General features: G+C 52.8%; 16 protein-coding genes. 9 read left to right on the forward strand and 7 right to left on the reverse strand.

Annotated features, from left to right (window positions below; translation table 11 throughout):
• Positions 1-26: 26 nt before the first annotated feature.
• Entirely contained in the window at positions 27-815 is a 789-nt protein-coding gene (locus tag J4E05_RS02320; RefSeq protein ID WP_349592095.1) for an Hpt domain-containing protein, read from the reverse strand.
• A 202-nt stretch (positions 816-1017) separates the two neighbouring features.
• Between J4E05_RS02320 and J4E05_RS02325 the strand changes: the two genes are divergently transcribed.
• The 3 genes from J4E05_RS02325 (at position 1018) to rpmG (ending at position 3476) form a co-directional block, all read left to right on the forward strand.
• Positions 1018-1419: a DUF983 domain-containing protein gene (locus tag J4E05_RS02325; protein ID WP_085591396.1), complete on the forward strand. Its 402-nt coding sequence runs from the start codon at positions 1018-1020 to the stop codon at positions 1417-1419.
• A 160-nt stretch (positions 1420-1579) separates the two neighbouring features.
• Positions 1580-3214, forward strand: coding sequence for a S41 family peptidase (locus tag J4E05_RS02330; protein WP_349592097.1), 1635 nt, complete (start codon positions 1580-1582; stop codon positions 3212-3214).
• 94 nt (positions 3215-3308) lie between these two features.
• Positions 3309-3476 carry a 50S ribosomal protein L33 gene (rpmG, locus tag J4E05_RS02335; protein ID WP_007089918.1) on the forward strand — a complete coding sequence of 56 codons (168 nt, stop codon included), beginning with the start codon at positions 3309-3311 and terminating at the stop codon, positions 3474-3476.
• 193 nt (positions 3477-3669) lie between these two features.
• Here rpmG and J4E05_RS02340 read toward each other — a convergent pair whose 3' ends face one another.
• Together J4E05_RS02340 and J4E05_RS02345 are read right to left on the reverse strand one after the other, a co-directional pair.
• On the reverse strand, positions 3670-4062 hold the full coding sequence (locus tag J4E05_RS02340; RefSeq protein WP_349592100.1) for a DUF423 domain-containing protein: 393 nt from the start codon (positions 4060-4062) through the stop codon (positions 3670-3672).
• A gap of 388 nt (positions 4063-4450) precedes the next feature.
• Positions 4451-5134 (reverse strand): Crp/Fnr family transcriptional regulator, encoded by a 684-nt coding sequence (locus tag J4E05_RS02345; RefSeq protein ID WP_349592102.1) that lies wholly within the window; start codon positions 5132-5134, stop codon positions 4451-4453.
• 343 nt (positions 5135-5477) lie between these two features.
• On the opposite strand from J4E05_RS02345, the gene J4E05_RS02350 reads away from it, so the two are divergent.
• Together J4E05_RS02350 and ggt are read left to right on the forward strand one after the other, a co-directional pair.
• Positions 5478-6314, forward strand: coding sequence for an alpha/beta hydrolase (locus J4E05_RS02350; RefSeq protein ID WP_085591404.1), 837 nt, complete (start codon positions 5478-5480; stop codon positions 6312-6314).
• A 209-nt stretch (positions 6315-6523) separates the two neighbouring features.
• Entirely contained in the window at positions 6524-8395 is a 1872-nt protein-coding gene (ggt, locus tag J4E05_RS02355; protein WP_349592104.1) for a gamma-glutamyltransferase, read from the forward strand.
• 81 nt (positions 8396-8476) lie between these two features.
• On the opposite strand, the gene J4E05_RS02360 is transcribed toward ggt, so the two are convergent.
• Complete coding sequence (locus J4E05_RS02360) at positions 8477-9154, reverse strand: HAD family hydrolase (protein WP_349592106.1); 678 nt, start codon at positions 9152-9154, stop codon at positions 8477-8479.
• Positions 9154-9507, reverse strand: a complete 354-nt coding sequence (locus tag J4E05_RS02365; protein ID WP_349592108.1) for an ArsC/Spx/MgsR family protein — start codon at positions 9505-9507, stop codon at positions 9154-9156. Before J4E05_RS02365 ends, J4E05_RS02360 begins: the two co-directional genes overlap by 1 nt.
• A gap of 151 nt (positions 9508-9658) precedes the next feature.
• Between J4E05_RS02365 and dusA the strand changes: the two genes are divergently transcribed.
• The 4 genes from dusA (at position 9659) to J4E05_RS02385 (ending at position 14151) form a co-directional block, all read left to right on the forward strand.
• Entirely contained in the window at positions 9659-10654 is a 996-nt protein-coding gene (gene dusA, locus J4E05_RS02370; RefSeq protein WP_349592110.1) for a tRNA dihydrouridine(20/20a) synthase DusA, read from the forward strand.
• Entirely contained in the window at positions 10651-11976 is a 1326-nt protein-coding gene (mnmC1, locus tag J4E05_RS02375) for an FAD-dependent 5-carboxymethylaminomethyl-2-thiouridine(34) oxidoreductase MnmC1 (RefSeq protein WP_349592112.1), read from the forward strand. Before dusA ends, mnmC1 begins: the two co-directional genes overlap by 4 nt.
• Positions 11973-13151, forward strand: coding sequence for an MFS transporter (locus tag J4E05_RS02380; RefSeq protein WP_349592114.1), 1179 nt, complete (start codon positions 11973-11975; stop codon positions 13149-13151). The genes mnmC1 and J4E05_RS02380 overlap by 4 nt, the downstream gene beginning before the upstream one ends.
• Before the next feature lie 142 nt (positions 13152-13293).
• The gene (locus J4E05_RS02385) at positions 13294-14151 is read left to right on the forward strand and encodes a class I SAM-dependent methyltransferase (RefSeq protein WP_349592116.1); all 858 of its coding nucleotides are present in this window, start codon (positions 13294-13296) and stop codon (positions 14149-14151) included.
• A gap of 110 nt (positions 14152-14261) precedes the next feature.
• Here the strand turns inward: J4E05_RS02385 and J4E05_RS02390 are convergent, their stop codons facing one another.
• Positions 14262-15434 carry an ABC transporter permease gene (locus J4E05_RS02390; protein WP_085591418.1) on the reverse strand — a complete coding sequence of 391 codons (1173 nt, stop codon included), beginning with the start codon at positions 15432-15434 and terminating at the stop codon, positions 14262-14264.
• Positions 15431-16429, reverse strand: coding sequence for an ABC transporter permease (locus tag J4E05_RS02395; protein ID WP_085591420.1), 999 nt, complete (start codon positions 16427-16429; stop codon positions 15431-15433). The genes J4E05_RS02390 and J4E05_RS02395 overlap by 4 nt, the downstream gene beginning before the upstream one ends.
• Between the last annotated feature and the right edge of the window lie 17 nt (positions 16430-16446).

The raw sequence follows: 16446 nt of genomic DNA on the forward strand, positions 1-16446 counted from the left end.
CAAGCGCAGTGATCCTGGATATTCCCTTAACCAAGCGTTTCAATAAATTTAACCAAATGCCCGGCGGTTTCCTTGCCCCGGTTGGTAATAACCGTCACATTTGCAGGCAAGCCCTCCAGATCAGGGTGCCCGGCATCAAAGCTGGTCAATAAGCCCAAAGGCTTGCCCTGCATGGTTTTCATCGCAGCCAATGCGCGGATCAGTTCTGTTCCGCTTAAACCATCCAGTACGGCAGCTGAAATAATTGCATCGGGCCGGGATTGAACAACCGTTTGAAAGGCCTCCACTGCGGATCGGGCAGCAATGGTACGAAAACCACGTTCGCGCAATTCCCGTTGCAGGAAATGGGCCTGCACCGCCGTCGCCGTCACAATCAAAACTTCCTGCTGGTGTGATGCCGCGCCAGTAGTGTCACCTTTGCCATCCAGGGCAGTGTTGCCCGCACTGCGTGACGGTAAGGACCGCAGAATTCGAATTTCTTCCTCGGCGGCCGGGTTGGTTCCGCTTTCAACGATTTCGCGAATCCAGGTCGTAAAATCAACCAAGGATGCCGCCTGCAAATCATCAATCTCGGTCATATCGGCGATATAGTCTTCAAGACGATGCGCAATTGCCCCCACCAGCGGGAACCCGAAAGACCCGGCAAGCCCCTTCACGGTGTGGGCCTCACGTCGCAATTCAGCAATGCCCGCCGGGGCATCATCCATACGACCTGCAACACGATCAATCGTTGTTTCGATACGGTCCACACGATCAATGGTGTCTTCGATGAAATCCTGCTTTAGCCGCGCAATGATATCGTCGGCATTGTCCATGGAAGGGCTCCTGAAACTGTCTCTGGCACCGTCAGCACGAATGAAAAACGCTTGCTGTTCTTAGTTAACCACCTGATGATGGCTATTATAGAAGCATACATATACGCGCAAACATCCGGGTGCATTAAGTTTGCGGGACGAATTTTTAAAAAATTTATCATTCTCGCAAAAATGCCCCCCTTCAGGATAGGATCGCCACACCATGGCAACCGGCAGCGAGCAAAACAACGATTACGCCCCGCCAATAGAACCCGGGGCCGCCCGGTTTTTTACCGGGTTACGGCGTGGATTTCGCCGCAAATGCCCGAATTGCGGTCATGGTCTGGCTTTTAGCGGTTATTTGACCGTTCGTGAAACCTGCGCCTGTTGTGACCACAAGCTGGGCGAATACCGTTGCGATGATGCCCCGCCCTATTTCACGATTCTAATTGTGGGTCATCTGGTTGTGCCCGGCGCACTGGCTGTTGAACAATCAGGTACACCGTCCATGGCCCTTCAACTGGGCATCTGGATTCCGGTAACCCTTATTCTGGCGCTGGGGTTGCTGCCATTCATCAAAGGCGGTGTTCTGGGCGTGCAATGGGCCATGAACATTCGGGGTTAATCAAAATATCCGCCGGAATAACCGGAAAACGATACAAAAATCCCGAAATATCCGTGCGGTGCGGTGCCATTTTGCCATATGATTACAAAGCTTATCGGTTAACCATGCGCTTTGGCGCCAATTAAATTGCACTGCACGGCATACAGGACAGTTACCAACAATGAATGAAGGGCTCCGCCACCGGTTTGCGTTTTACCGCACCGGATTCGCTAAATCCGTCATCGCCCCCATGGGCCTTGCCCTGCTTGTTGCGACGTCATGTACGCCACGTCAACCAGTTACACTGACCGATGAAACCGACACCCAAACCCTTGCCGTGGTATCACAGGCAATCGGGTTGCTTGAAAATCGTTATATTGATCCGCTATTGCCCGAACAACTGACGATCAAAGCCATCGAAGGTTTGCAAGCGCTGGATCACAATATCGCCGTCTCACTGACACCTGATACAATCATGGCGCGTTATGGTAGCGATGTTATCCTGAAGATCCCCTTGCCAGATGATGACAATGAAGCCGACCCTTCCGCCGGGCATATTCATGACGACATTTGGGCCGAGCTGGTGATGGACAGTGTACGGGCCTATCGTATGTATTCACCTGCCCTTCGACAAAGCAGTGCCGCCGATTTACAAGCACATTTAATATCGGGCGCGATTGACGGGCTTGACCCGTACAGCCGCTATGAAAACCCTAACCGTGCCGAAATTTCGCGTGACCGCCGTGAGGGTTATATTGGCATCGGCGTCGATATTATCGCCGGCACCGGTTATCCGGTTGTCAAAAAAATCACGGAAAATGCCCCGGCCGTCAAATACGGCATTCATCCTGGCGACCAAATCATCAGTGTTGATGGTACCGACCTTTATAACCGCACCCGTCTTGATATTATTGACCGTCTGAAAGGTGCACCCGACACAGTGGCAAGGCTGGAAATCAACCCGACCGGGTCAAGCCAGGTCAGAAGGCTTGATGTTCCACGCAAACGCATCATCGCCCGCACCGTATTCCCTGAAATCCGAAACAGCGTGCTGATTGTTGAAGTTAGCAGCTTTAACAATGATACCGCCGCCGAAATTGCCCAGGCCATTCACGATGCCAAAATCTGGTCGGTTTCCCCGTTGCAAGGCGTTGTCATGGATTTACGCGGCAATCGGGGCGGGTTACTTAATCAGGGGGTATCTGTCGCTGATGCATTTCTGACAAGCGGGCCAATCGGGACAACACTGACCCGTGTTCCTGCCGCCCGGCATGTCTTTACATCCGATGATCGCGACTTTACCGACGGACTGCCACTGGTCGTGCTTATAAACGGGCGTACAGCGTCATCGGCCGAACTTGTTGCGGCATCCCTGCAGGATCGCGGGCGCGCCGTTCTGGTCGGAAGTACCAGCTTTGGCAAGGGGTCGGTGCAGGCCATTAACGACCTGGTCAATAATGGCACGATCACGTTTACATGGTCGCGTCTGGTGGCCCCCTCCGGTTACACATTTGACCGGCTGGGTTTACACCCCGCCATATGCACATCACAAATCAACGATCTGTCGCCGCAGCAGCTGGTCGCCAAAGCCGTTACCTTAAAACAGCACCTTGCCGACACAATGCAGGCGTGGCGTCAGGTTGATTTTCGAAATGAATCGACGCGTCGGGAATTACGAAACACCTGCCCGCCCAGCTATGGGACTGACAAATTCGACATCGACGTTGCCCTTGAAATCATCAAAAATCCTGCTGCTTACAGCTATTTTCGCCAGCAAAGCACCCTTGAGGTCGCCGATACGCACACAAACCAATAAAAAAGCAGAAAAATGAACCAATACAGGTTGACAGACGGGCCACAATCTATATGTTCCGCCGCCTAGGACACACCTGAATACAGGATGCAGAGACATGGCGAAGCCCGCTTCGATTCTCGTTAAGTTGGTAAGCACCGCAGATACCGGTTACTTCTACGTTGTGAAGAAGAACCCGCGGAATACCACCGAGAAATTCTCATTTCGCAAATATGACCCGGTCGTGCGCAAGCATGTCGAGTTCAAAGAAGCGAAAATGAAGTAATCAGCCTGTCCCTAACGGGGCAACTGGATTACCGAGATTTAAAAAGACGTGATTCATTTATGAATCGCGTCTTTTTTTATGCCATCAAAAACCGATAGAACCAAAAACAGGGGCGCGCTGATAGTGCGAACGCCGCCCCTGCTGATAAGCCACTCTAAATTTTACTCGTCACAACACACGTCCCAAGCCGGGTTTAATCTGCATCCATATGCGCAGGAAATGCCTTAAATCCGGCAATGGCAACCATCAACCACCCGGCCATGAAACTGATACCGCCCAGCGGTGCAACCATGCCAAAGGCTTTTAGCCCGCTAAAGGCGATAGCATATAACGACCCGCAAAACAGAATTGTGCCTAAAATAAAGGCCATATTGGCAAAAGCCAGCAACCGCATATTGGGCCGAAAGACAGCAAGAGCGGCAACAGCCACAATAACTACCGCATGTACCAACTGGTAATGGGCACCTTTTTCCACCAGTTCCCGGGCATAGGCCATTTCCTGCCCGGCCATACCATGCGTCGCAAAAGCGCCCAGCGCCACAGCACTCATCCCGCTAATCCCGGCCAGTCCGATCGACATCCGCATTTCAAGATTGTCCTTCTGTAACTTTGCCCCGCATCCTAAATCCGTTTGCCGCAAAGATGAACCATTTGCTGGTTCTTCCCCTGTTATGTGCACCACATCGCGCTTCAGTGCCGAAACACCGGTAAACCAGTCTCCCAACACACAGGCCCAAACAAAAAAAATGGCCGCACCATAAGGCGCGGCCAGTATATTTTCTCTTGGGGGAGATGTGCCACGATCTATTGACCGGACATCAGCACCTTAAAATACAGGCTCACTCCAGGCTGTGATAACCGTCACAAGCAACACAGTTTTTTACTGCGAACCAAAATATGCGGTTTCGGGCGCACCCGTCGAAAAACAACAAACTTCAAAGCATATGCAACCTTGATCCATCTGCCGCGTGTCTTTACGAACCGGCTGCATTTCCCAATAATGCTTCTAACCGCCGTATATCGGGGATCACCAGACTTTCACCCTTTTTAAGAACCACGCCCTGACGGGCAAGACTGCCAAACACCCGTGCCACCGTTTCACGCGACGTGCTAACCTTTCCCGCCAAATCAGAATGCACTGGCACAGGCGCAATCAAGGCCTGCCCGTCGTCATCGGCGACGGCCTGCGCCAAGCGGAAAATCTCGGCAATCACGCGTTCATTTGCTCCCAGCGTACTAACATCAACAATCCGCCGCGTAGACGCCCGCACAATCCGCGCGAGTTCGCGAATAACCCGCCAGGCGACTGTCGGGTGGTTCTTGATCACGGTTTCAAAACCCGATGGACTTAGCATGGCAACTTCGGTCACACCCACTGCCAGCACACAGGCAGAACGTGGTTCTCCGTCAATTGCGGCCAAATGCCCCACACAGCCGCCAACGCCAATTTCCTCAAGTGTCACCTCGCGACCGGAAAGGGAATAATTAACCACCCGAACCCCGCCAGACAAAATCAGGAAGACATCACTGCTGTCACCTTCGGACTCGATAATTTCCACCCCAGGCTGAAACACATGCCGACGAACATGTTTTTCAACATCTGCTAAAGCCGTATCATCCAGATCGGACAATATGCCAACTACACCCAGCTTAACCATCGTCCCCCGGCCTTATGTGACCTGCAATTCGATTGCCAGTGACGTCACCCGCGTCACTGCGAATTACCATTATGTTTATAGATTTTGAGAAAGATCATATGCAAACCACTCCCTGCCCGCAATAATATCTGTCTACGATGCAGGGATGCAGCATGGCTGAATATATGCTAAACTGTGCAAGTAACGAACCCACTGCCGATCACTTGCCGTTAAGGCCTGTTCCCTTGGTCGCGACAGTGCAACACAGCAAAAATTTGGCATCGCCTTGGCATTTTTAAAACTGGCATGTCTGGTTTGCGACCCCGCCTGAATTTACCTGAAACAACAGTGTAAGGAGGCCCCAATGAGACCAGAACTGGAAATTTTTCGCCGCAGCCCAACCGGCCCGCGCCTGTGTTCTCATCCGATTGTGCTTGTCCACGGGGCCTTTACAGGTGCCTGGTGCTGGAATGAACATTTTCTAACCTATTTTGCCGATATGGGGTTTGAAACCATTTCGTTCTCCTTGCGCGGACACGGCGGCTCTGGCGGGCGCGATATCCGCAGCCTGGCATCGATTGATGATTATGTGGAAGATTTGGAAACCGTCGTCGATACACTAGGGCAGCAACCCATCCTGATCGGGCATTCGATGGGCGGATATGTGGTCCAGAAATATCTCGAACATCACCCGGCACGCGCTGCCATCCTTATGGCATCCGTCCCACCGGAAGGATTATTAGCCAGCAACGCCATGATGGCTTTCTCCCAGCCTGACCTGTTTTTACAAATGTTCTGGCTACAGGCCATCGGCCCGCACACCCTGCTGCGCGACAGGCTGGGCCGCGCCATGCTGTCCGCAGATATGGCGTCAGACGAAGGCATGATTTATTTTGGTCGCCTTGAAACCGAAAGTCACCGTGCCCTGATGGACATGGCGGGGGCCAATCCGGTGTTTTTGTCGCCAGCCACCATTCCCCCCATGCTGGTGATTGGCGCACGTAATGACGAAATCGTTCCCAGTGAAATTGTCCATCGCACAGCAGAACGTTATGGCGCTGAATGTATCCTGATTGATCATATCGCCCACGCCATGATGCTTGATACCCATTGGCAAAAAGTGGCCGACGCTGTTTTGGGCTGGATGAAAGAAAATCTGGCTGACAAAGCCGAAAACCCGGGAAAACAGAGCGCGGCCTGATATCCCGTTTTCAACTGTTCCCAACCGGATTCCAGAATTTGTTAAACACACAAAACGGGGCGAAAAGCACAAGGCTTTTGTCCCGTTTTGGCTGTTTAACGGATGCATTAATACGCTTTTTGCGCGATTGTTTACTTCCCAAGAACAGACTTTTCTGAAACCATCACTCGCCTGTAATATTCGCCACCCCATCGTAAAGACAGGAAGCCATGACAGGAAACCCAGCCCCGGCAGCTTCGTCTGCATCCATGCCAACTGTTCATAAATCCCCCTACACGGCCCATCGCTATTGCGGGCCGACGCGACAGGCACCCGTAATCGCGCCGCTGCTGGCGGCGGCCGCCCTGTTTGTAACATTTACATCCCCCAGCTTGGCCCAGGCACAGCAGGCAACCGATGCCATCGCCCCTGAAAGCGGGGCGGCACCAAATGAAATGCGCCAGGCAGTTAAATCGCAAAACTGGATGATAAGTGCCGCCAACCCGCTGGCCGTGCAGGCCGGTGCCGATGTTCTGCGCCGGGGCGGTAACGCCATTGATGCCATGGTCGCAGTGCAAGCAATGCTGGGGCTGGTTGAACCCCAGTCATCGGGCCTGGGCGGTGGATCATTCATGGTGTATTACGATGCCGCGAAACAAAAACTCACCACCATGGATGCCCGCGAAACCGCGCCAATGGCCGCCGATGAAAACCTGTTTATGGGCAGCAATGGCGAACCGATGAAATTTTATGACGCTGTCGTTGGCGGACGGTCTGTTGGCACACCAGGCACCCCTATGCTTATGGAAAAGGCCCATCAAAAATGGGGGCAAATGGCATGGTCGAACCTGTTTGAAATGGCGATTGACCGGGCTGACAAGGGTTTTCTGATCAGCCCGCGACTGGCTGAACTGATCGTGGAAGACGGCGGAAAACTTAAAAAAGACCCCGAAGCTGCGGCTTATTTCCTTGATGCCGAAGGAACGCCGCTTCCTGCCGGAAAGTTGCTTAAAAACCCCGCCTATGCCAATACCTTGCGCACGCTGGCGCAGGGTGGTGCGGATGCGTTTTATAATGGCCCAATTGCCGATGCCATTGTTAAAAAAGTGCAAGGTGCGAGCTGGAATCCCGGCTTGCTGTCGCAAAGTGATCTATCGGCTTATGATGTCAAGGAACGCGATCCCGTTTGCGCGTTATATCGAGGCTATGATGTTTGCGGCATGGGCCCGCCATCGTCCGGTGCGCTGACGGTCGGGCAAATACTCGGTATGATCGAACCTTATGACATTGCCAAATTTGGCCCCGATTCCGCCAAAAGCTGGCGGCTTATTGGTGATGCCTCGCGCCTCGCCTTTGCTGATCGTGGTCGTTATATGGCCGATAGCGATTTTGTACCTATGAACCTTAAGGGCCTTGTTGATCCGGGTTATCTGGCCCAGCGTTCCCGCCTGCTTTCTGGCGGCCTGGCCCTTCCTGCCGATAAAGTTCAGCCGGGCAACCCGCCGCAAATTCACGCTGCCAACTGGGGCGACGACAACGCCATTGAATTTCCCTGCACAAGCCATTTTTCAATTGTCGATTCCTGGGGCAATGTGGTGTCGATGACCACAACCATCGAAAATGGCTTTGGCTCCCGCCTGATGACAAACGGGTTCTTGCTCAATAACGAAATGACCGATTTTTCGTTTAAACCAACCGATGCCAGGGGCATGCCGGTTGCCAACCGGGTGGAACCGGGCAAACGCCCGCGTTCGTCAATGGCCCCCACCATTGTCATGCAGGGCAACCAGCCGGTTATTGCCACCGGATCACCGGGCGGCAGCCGCATTATCGGCTATGTGGCGCAATCGATTATCGCCATGATCGACTGGGACATGGACCCGCAACAGGCTGCTGCGATGCCCCATTTGGTCAACCGGTTTGGCACATTTGATGTCGAGGCTGGCACATGGGCCGAAGCACTGGCACCCAAATTAAAAGCCGCCGGGTTCGACACCAAAATAACCGACCTTAATTCCGGCCTGCATATCATCAAAATCGGCCCGGATGGCCTTACGGGCGGAGCAGACCCACGCCGCGAAGGCATTGTGCTTGGCCAATAAAAGCTAACATGCACAACACGAATGAAAAACGGGCCCCTATGGCCCGTTTTTCACGACAAAATTCGCCCTAAAGAGTGCTCATTACAGCCAGCTTTGCAGCAAATCATATAAATCGTGATGATCATTGGCGATATAATGCGCGCCATTTTCAAGCAACAAGTTGCCCGGTGTTTCACCTATCAACCCGATCGTGATAGCCCCGCTGGCAACACCGGCGCGAACGCCGCTAATGCTATCGTCAATGACGACGCAATCGTGAATATCCACCCCCACACGGCTGGCAGCCAAATGATAAACGTCGGGGGCCGGTTTGGCATTTGGCACATCCCGGGCCGAACAGATGCGCCCGGTAAAACGACGTAACAACCCAACCTTACCCAGCGACACATCCATTTTGTCGTGCGGGCCATTACTGCCGATCGCAAAGGGAACATTTGCCGTATCCAGCATATCAAGGATGTCATCTACGCGTTCAAACGGTTCCATGTCATTGCGCAAGGATTCGAACGTGCGCGCGTAACATTCATCGGTCCAGTTATCTGGCAGAGTCACGCCATACATTTCGTGCATTTTCGGGCCAATCATGGACAGCGTGCCGCCCATAAAAAGCTGATGCGTCATATCCTCGGTCACCGGGCAGCCATATTCGTTCAACAGCTTGACCAGAACGACATTGCCCAAATTTTCGGTATCAACCAGCACCCCGTCACAGTCAAACAGCACAGCACCAACTTTGGGCTTCACAACAACCTGATCCATTATGCCGACACCAAATCATTCCAGCGGGTTTCATCATAACCCACCGTGCGCACCGCGCCAAAATCCACCACCGGGCGCTTGATCACGGTCGGATTGTCCGCCAGCACCTTTGCTGCGGCCAAATCATCCTTTTCAAGTAAGGCTTTATCCGCATCTGAAAGGTTGCGATAACTCGGCCCGCGTTTGTTAACCAGCACCTTGCCACCAACCTCGCCCAGCCACATCACCACCAGCGACGGGTCCAGCCCATCGACACGGAAATCATGAAACCTCGTCTCGACGCCCTGCCCTGCAAACCATTTCAACGATTTGCGCACCGTGTCGCAATTTTTAATGCCATAAACCGTAATCATAAAAATAATCCTGTCTGCCAGATGCGTGCAAAGCTGCCATGTCATCCTGCCTGAATGCAGACATTTGCACCATAATCCAAGACACTATATAAAGACCGCGCCGACACTACGGCAACCCCAAGGATTAAAACCATTTCAGGAACAGGATGGCATGACTGTCAACCGGCGTATTTCTATTGCCCCGATGATGGACTGGACAGACCGGCATGATCGCTTTTTTCTTCGGCTGATCAGCCGACATGCCCTGCTTTATACCGAAATGGTCACAACCGGTGCCCTTATCTATGGCGATGCCCACAGGCATTTGCGTTATAACACTGCCGAACATCCGGTTGCGCTTCAGCTTGGCGGCAGCAACCCCGATGACCTGGCGCGCGCCTGTGACATTGCCAATTCCTATAACTATGATGAAATTAACCTTAATTGCGGCTGCCCGTCTGATCGGGTGCAAAACGGGACCTTTGGCGCGTGTTTAATGGCACAGCCCGATACCGTGGCTGATTGTATTCGGGCAATGACATCGGCATCGGCAGCACCGGTCACGGTTAAAAACCGCATTGGTATTGATGACCAGGAAGACTACCCGTCGTTAAAACGCTTTGTTGAAACCGTTGCCAATGCGGGCTGCAAAACCTTTATCGTGCATGCACGCAAAGCCTGGTTAAATGGGTTAAGCCCCAAGGAAAACCGCGAGGTTCCACCCCTTAAATATGACCTGGTCTATCAGTTAAAGCAGGAATTGCCCGAGCTTGAGATCATCATTAATGGTGGTATCAAAACGCTGGATGAAACCCAAGCACATCTGGCCCATGTTGACGGTGTCATGATTGGCCGGGAAGCCTATCAGAACCCTTATATTCTGGCCGATATTGACCGGCGTTTTTATAATGATACGACCACCCCGCGCACCCGCCAGCAGGTGGTTGAGGCCATGTTACCTTATATTGATGCGCATCTGGATGAACCCAATGCCATGTTGGGGCATGTAACCCGGCATATTCTGGGCCTGTTTCAGGGCCTGCGCGGCGCCAAACAGTGGCGCCGTTACATCAGCGAAAACGCTCATCGCAAGGATGCCGGAAGCGATGTTGTGCGGGCGGCTCTTGCGTTGGTGCGTGATGCCAGTGACGAAGCCCTGAGCGCATGACAAAACCGGTTGACCCACAAAGCGGCAGCAAACCTGCCGACAAACCGTGGTTCGACCCTGCTACGCCGTTTATTCGCAACACATCGCATAACAACGACGTGGCCATCATCGGTGGCGGCATTGCCGGTGCATCCTGTTGTTATGCGTTAAACCAGCTTGGCATTGGCGCCACCCTGTTTGAACAGCATGATCATCTGGCACAGGGTGCCTCGGGCAACCCGATTGGGATGCTTGAACCATATGTGACAGCCGATAACAGTTTGGCGGGCCAGTTTTACGAAGCCGGATACCAGCATAGCAGCAACCTTGTGCGACAACTTTTAGCCGAGGGCAGAAATGTTGAAGCGGCATTTTGCGGGGTGTTATCCCTGCCCGCCACCCCGCGTGATGCCTCCCGCCAGCAGGTGATCCTCGACCGCTTGTCAAAATTGCCAGCGGTTGATGGCGCAACATCGGTTCAGCCCCTTGATCAAGCGGCCGCCAGCGATATTCTGGGCTTAACTGTACCCACCGGTGGATTGTTTTACAAAGATGCAGGCTGGGTTAATCCACCGTCGCTGTGCCGGGTGTTAACCGCGCAGGCAACCATCAAACAAGGCATTCAAATTGCCCGCCTTACGCCCCTTCAAGGCAGCGGTGCTCGCCTGTATGACCGGCAGGGATTGTCTGTTGGCGATTTTGGTGCCGTGATTATTGCCGGGGCGATGGAAACAGCAAATTTTGCCCAAACCACATGGATGCGCGACTACATGGTCGCCCTGCGTGGGCAAATATCATTTTTTTCCAATACGTTGCTTGAAGACTTGAAAGTAAATTGTGTCCTGAGCCACAAGGGGTATTTAACCCCGGAACGGGCGGGAATGCATGTTTTTGGTGCAACATTTGACCGCCACGCCAACAATATCGACATTACGGAAAACGACCACAAAGCCAACATTTCCCAACTGGCGCTGGCTGTGCCCAACCTTGCCGCACGCTTAACCCCGGGCACCCTTGGCGGGCGAGCCGGGCTGCGTACCACCACGCCGGACCATCTTCCGATGATTGGCCCGGCACCGGATTACGCAGCTTATCTGGATGCCTATCCCGACCTTGATAAAGGCCGTTATTATGCGCGATATTGCAGTGCGCCGTACCATAAAGACGTGTATGTCTGTACCGGTTTTGGTGCACGCGGCATGATCGGCGCGCCACTGGCAGCAAACATGATTGCCTGTCAGATCGCCGGTCATAAACACGACTTGCCCCCTCTTGTTCAAGAAGCCCTGCACCCTGCCCGTTATATTATTAGAGCCATCAAACGCGGACTCCTCGCCCCATGACACGCAATACCGATGCTACCCGCAAACAAACTGCCATCATACTCGGCCTGTTTTTTGTCGGTCTGTTTTTAATACAGGGCGTGTTTTTGCCCTATTGGCCGGTATGGCTTAAGGGTCACGGGTTAAGCGGCGGGGAAATTGGCATTTTGTTATCGCTGCCAAACTGGATCCGCATTTTTGCCGACCCGCTGATTGCCCAACAGGCTGATCGCTCTGGCAACCGCAAAACCCCCATGATCATTCTGGCCGGGATTTACATCCTGACCATCATCGCCTTTGGCTTTGCCGATGATTTCTGGTTTTTACTCGGCCTGTCCGCCATCATCGGGTTCAGCTTTGCACCGCTGCTGCCGCTTGGCACCACGATTACTGTGCATGAATGCAAACGCCAGGATCTTGATTATGGTCGGGTACGCTTATGGGGGTCACTGGCCTTTATCGGTGCGTCCTATGGGGCGGGCTGGGTGCTGGATGCCACCGGCAACAGCGCCATTATCTGGATGCTGTGCGCGGCGGGTATTGTTAATTTCGTTATCATCACCCAAATGCCCAACCCGCAAACCGACCGGCCATTACGCAGTGGTTCGTCGATCATGTTTTTGCTGAAATGCCCGACATTTCTGGTTTATCTGGGCTGTATTTGCTTTGCGCAGGCCAGCCACGGTACCTATTACGGCTTTGCCTCGGTCCATTGGGAAGATGTCGGGTTTTCGCACGATGTCATTGGCCTGTTCTGGGCCACCGGTGTGGCCGCTGAAATTGTTTTGTTTGCTGTTGCCGGTAAATATATGCGTGCCTATCATCCCGGTCTTTTATTTGCGATTGGCGCACTGGGCGGCATTGTCCGTTGGTCGGTCCTGGGTATGACCGATAATTTCTGGCTGATTTTACTGGTACAACCGCTTCACGCCCTGACATTTGGTATCACCCATCTTGCCGCCATTGGCTTTATTGCCCGTGCCGTGCCATCGCAAATTGCAACGTCGGCACAAAGCCTGATGGCAACCTTATCGATGGGGCTGTTTCTCGGCGGGTCGATCTGGGCATCGGGGCCGATATTTGAACATATCGGATCAAGCGCCTATTTCCTGATGGTGGTGTTTTCGGCGATATCGTTTTTGTTTGCCCTTTGGTTGCGCCGCCGCTGGACCGAAGGACAAGCCATTCCCATATAAGCTGCCGCCCGCCAGTTGGGCCTGTCGCAATTAGGCAAATCCGCCACCCTCCCGCGCGATTGCCCCTTTGCCCATGGCCTAAAACCGGATAAACATCTGTCCCTTCGCATTCGTTGCCGTTACAGGCCCATAAAGGAAGCAAATGACCGACCTTCCCTTTGCCAAAAAATTTCGTCGCTGGAAACTGGGAGTCAAAACCCTGTTTGGCAAAGAACCGGCGGGTTATTTCATCCCTTATCGTTATGCTGCCCAAACAAGGAACGCTGTTGGTCGCCCGCATTATACCACCCTGGAACAGCAATTTTCCCGGCATCGCGATGATATGAAAGCATGGCTGTTAAAGGCTGAACTATATCGCGATTCCCTTGTCGGGTTTAATAAGGCAACCCCGCCCGACCCGCGCTGGGAACAGGGGTGGTTTCCCGGTATGGATGGCATGATGGCCTATGTCATCACCCGTGAAACACGCCCCAAACGCATTGTCGAGGTTGGTTCCGGCCATAGTACGCGCTTTTTCTATCGCGCCGTGCTTGATGAAGGGCTTGATACCGATATATCGGCCATCGACCCGGCCCCGCGTGCAGATATTGCCCAATTGCCGATCACGATCCACAAAAAGATCGTTCAGCAGGTGCCAATGGCCGTTTTCGCTGATTTACTGCCGGGCGATATTTTATCAATCGATAGCAGCCATATCCTGATGCCAGGCACCGATGTAGACATGTTATTTTCCAATGTGCTGCCCATGCTTCCCGCCGGGGTCATTATCCACATCCACGACATTTGCCTGCCCAATGATTACCCCACCATCTGGCAATGGCGCGGTTATAACGAACAACAGGGTGTTGCGGCACTATTGGCAGGCAACGGCTTTGATATCCTGTGGTCGTCGGCCTATGCCAATAACTTCATGAAAGATACGGTCACGGCATCCATTGCCAATGACCTGCCTTTGATAGACGGCAGCATTGAAACCAGTCTGTGGTTACGCAAGAAATAACAAAGCGGCCCCATGAACGCGCAAAAACGATAATGCCGCGTGGCCCATTTTTAAAACCACGCGGCATTATGAATAACTAAAACACTATCGATATCGTACCAGCATCGATGTCAGTTTTTATAAGGGTCGGCTGCATCACGCAGGCCATCGCCCAAAAAGTTAAATGCCAGCACCACAATAATCACCGGCACCACGGGCAACATCAGCCACGGATAAACCGCAACGGCATTAATATTTTGTGCCTCGTTTAACAACACCCCCCAGCTTGTCACCGGTGGGCGCAAACCCAACCCCAAAAAGCTAAGCGCGGTTTCCCCCAAAATCATATTGGGAATGGAAAGTGTGACCGACGCAATCAGATGGCTGGCAAAATTGGGCAGCAAGTGGCGCGCTATGATGCGTTTGGGCGTTGCCCCGGTTAACCGGGCAGCAAGGGCATAGTCTTCCTCGCGCAGGGCCAAAAACTTGGACCGCACCGCACGGGCAAGGCCTGTCCAGTCGATCAGACCTAAAATAATGGTAATGCCGAAATAAATAAGAACCGGGCTCCAGGTGACCGGCAAGGCCGCAGATAATGCCATCCAAAGGGGAATTTCCGGCAAGGACCGGATCACTTCGATAACACGTTGTACGCAACTATCAACCCAGCCACCAAAATACCCAGCCGCCCCGCCAATCAGCACGCCCAGAACAAAACTGACAGCAATACCGACAAGGCCAATGGTTAGGGAAATGCGCGCTCCATAAATAATGCGCGAAAACATGTCGCGTCCCAACCTGTCGGTCCCAAGCAAGAACAGGGTTCCGTCTTTTGCCGGGCACACCAAATGCAGGCTGGCATCAAACAACCCCCAAAATTCGTATTTATCGCCAGAGCATAAAAACCGTAACCGGTCTATTTTTTCGGGATTGGGCGTATAGATCGGTTTCAGGGTTTCCATATCGATGGAAAAATCGGTGCCATAGGTAAATGGCCCGACAAAGCTGCCATCATCAAATAAATGAATGCCCTGTGGTGGATGATGGATATTTTGGCTGTCGCGACTTTCCTGTGCATAGGGTGCCAGAAACTCGACAATGAAAATCGCCGAATACATTATGGCCAGAATGATCAGCGAAATCAGCGCCAGGCGATGCTGTTTTAACCGCCACCAGATCAACTTCCATTGCGACGCCAGAAAATACTTTTCCTGTGCCGGCGAAAGTTCTTCCTTATCCCACGGGTCGAAAGGCTGTGTATCAACGAAATGTTCATCAGAACGATCAGGGGTATGGCGGCTCATTCCGATATGCTCCCCTGCAGGCGAATACGCGGATCAAGCCATGCCAGCAACAAATCCGAGACAAACATGCCCACCACCGTCAGCAAGGCCAGAAACATCAGGAAAGACCCGGCCAGATACATATCCTGGCTTTGCAAGGCCGACAGCAACATTGGCCCCGTTGTTGGCAAAGACATCACCACTGACACCAGAACCGATCCTGAAACCACCTGCGGCAGGATATTGCCAATATCGGAAATGAACGGGTTTAACGACATACGCAGCGGATATTTAAAAAGCACCTTCATCGGTGACAGGCCCTTGGCCCTTGCGGTAACCACATATTGCTTGCCCAGTTCGTCCAGCAGGTTGGCGCGTAACCGGCGGATCATTGCTGCCGTTCCTGATGTCCCAATCACCAGCACCGGTGCCCACAAATGTTCAATCACCGACATCACCTTGGGCAAGGACCACCCTGCATTTATAAATTCCGGGTCCATCAACCCGCCAATAGAAGTGCCAAACACCACATTGGCGTAATACAACAGCACCAGGGCAAACAAAAAGTTGGGCATGGCCAGGCCGAGAAACCCCAGCAGGGTGATACCGTAGTCACCCCAGCTATATTGCCGCGTGGCGGAATAAATGCCGATCGGAAAGCTGATCAGATAGATAAACAGGATGGTGCTGAAATTAAGCACCATTGATAACCACAAACGATCCCCGACAACCTCGGTTACCGGCAAGTTATACTCGAAACTAAAGCCAAGATTGCCATGCAAAAGCCCCCAGGCCCAATGGATATATTGCATATAAAGCGGCTCATCGAGGCCATACTGAGCACGCAGGAAAGCGATTTTGGCCGGGTCAACCGCCTCGCCCTGTGCTTTTAGCTCGTTAAGATATGTCGTTAAAAAATCGCCGGGAGGAAGCTGTATGACAATGAAAACCAGCACACTGATCATAATCAGTGTCGGTATCATTACCAATAACCGCCTGGCCATGAATGTCAGCATCGGCACCTTCCCCCTGT

Source organism: Thalassospira sp. NFXS8, assembly GCF_040148805.1.
In the GTDB taxonomy this organism is placed as follows: Bacteria; Pseudomonadota; Alphaproteobacteria; order Rhodospirillales; family Thalassospiraceae; genus Thalassospira.

Bases quoted from the DNA above. Each gene is read 5' to 3' on its own strand.
- mnmC1 (WP_349592112.1), top strand. From the start codon at position 10,651: ATGACAAAACCGGTTGACCCACAAAGCGGCAGCAAACCTGCCGACAAA.
- J4E05_RS02360 (WP_349592106.1), bottom strand. From the start codon at position 9,154: ATGGATCAGGTTGTTGTGAAGCCCAAAGTTGGTGCTGTGCTGTTTGAC.
- J4E05_RS02350 (WP_085591404.1), top strand. From the start codon at position 5,478: ATGAGACCAGAACTGGAAATTTTTCGCCGCAGCCCAACCGGCCCGCGC.
- J4E05_RS02340 (WP_349592100.1), bottom strand. From the start codon at position 4,062: ATGCGGATGTCGATCGGACTGGCCGGGATTAGCGGGATGAGTGCTGTG.
- J4E05_RS02385 (WP_349592116.1), top strand. From the start codon at position 13,294: ATGACCGACCTTCCCTTTGCCAAAAAATTTCGTCGCTGGAAACTGGGA.
- J4E05_RS02325 (WP_085591396.1), top strand. From the start codon at position 1,018: ATGGCAACCGGCAGCGAGCAAAACAACGATTACGCCCCGCCAATAGAA.
- J4E05_RS02365 (WP_349592108.1), bottom strand. From the start codon at position 9,507: ATGATTACGGTTTATGGCATTAAAAATTGCGACACGGTGCGCAAATCG.
- dusA (WP_349592110.1), top strand. From the start codon at position 9,659: ATGACTGTCAACCGGCGTATTTCTATTGCCCCGATGATGGACTGGACA.
- J4E05_RS02390 (WP_085591418.1), bottom strand. From the start codon at position 15,434: ATGAGCCGCCATACCCCTGATCGTTCTGATGAACATTTCGTTGATACA.
- rpmG (WP_007089918.1), top strand. From the start codon at position 3,309: ATGGCGAAGCCCGCTTCGATTCTCGTTAAGTTGGTAAGCACCGCAGAT.
- J4E05_RS02330 (WP_349592097.1), top strand. From the start codon at position 1,580: ATGAATGAAGGGCTCCGCCACCGGTTTGCGTTTTACCGCACCGGATTC.
- ggt (WP_349592104.1), top strand. From the start codon at position 6,524: ATGACAGGAAACCCAGCCCCGGCAGCTTCGTCTGCATCCATGCCAACT.
- J4E05_RS02320 (WP_349592095.1), bottom strand. From the start codon at position 815: ATGGACAATGCCGACGATATCATTGCGCGGCTAAAGCAGGATTTCATC.
- J4E05_RS02380 (WP_349592114.1), top strand. From the start codon at position 11,973: ATGACACGCAATACCGATGCTACCCGCAAACAAACTGCCATCATACTC.
- J4E05_RS02395 (WP_085591420.1), bottom strand. From the start codon at position 16,429: ATGCTGACATTCATGGCCAGGCGGTTATTGGTAATGATACCGACACTG.
- J4E05_RS02345 (WP_349592102.1), bottom strand. From the start codon at position 5,134: ATGGTTAAGCTGGGTGTAGTTGGCATATTGTCCGATCTGGATGATACG.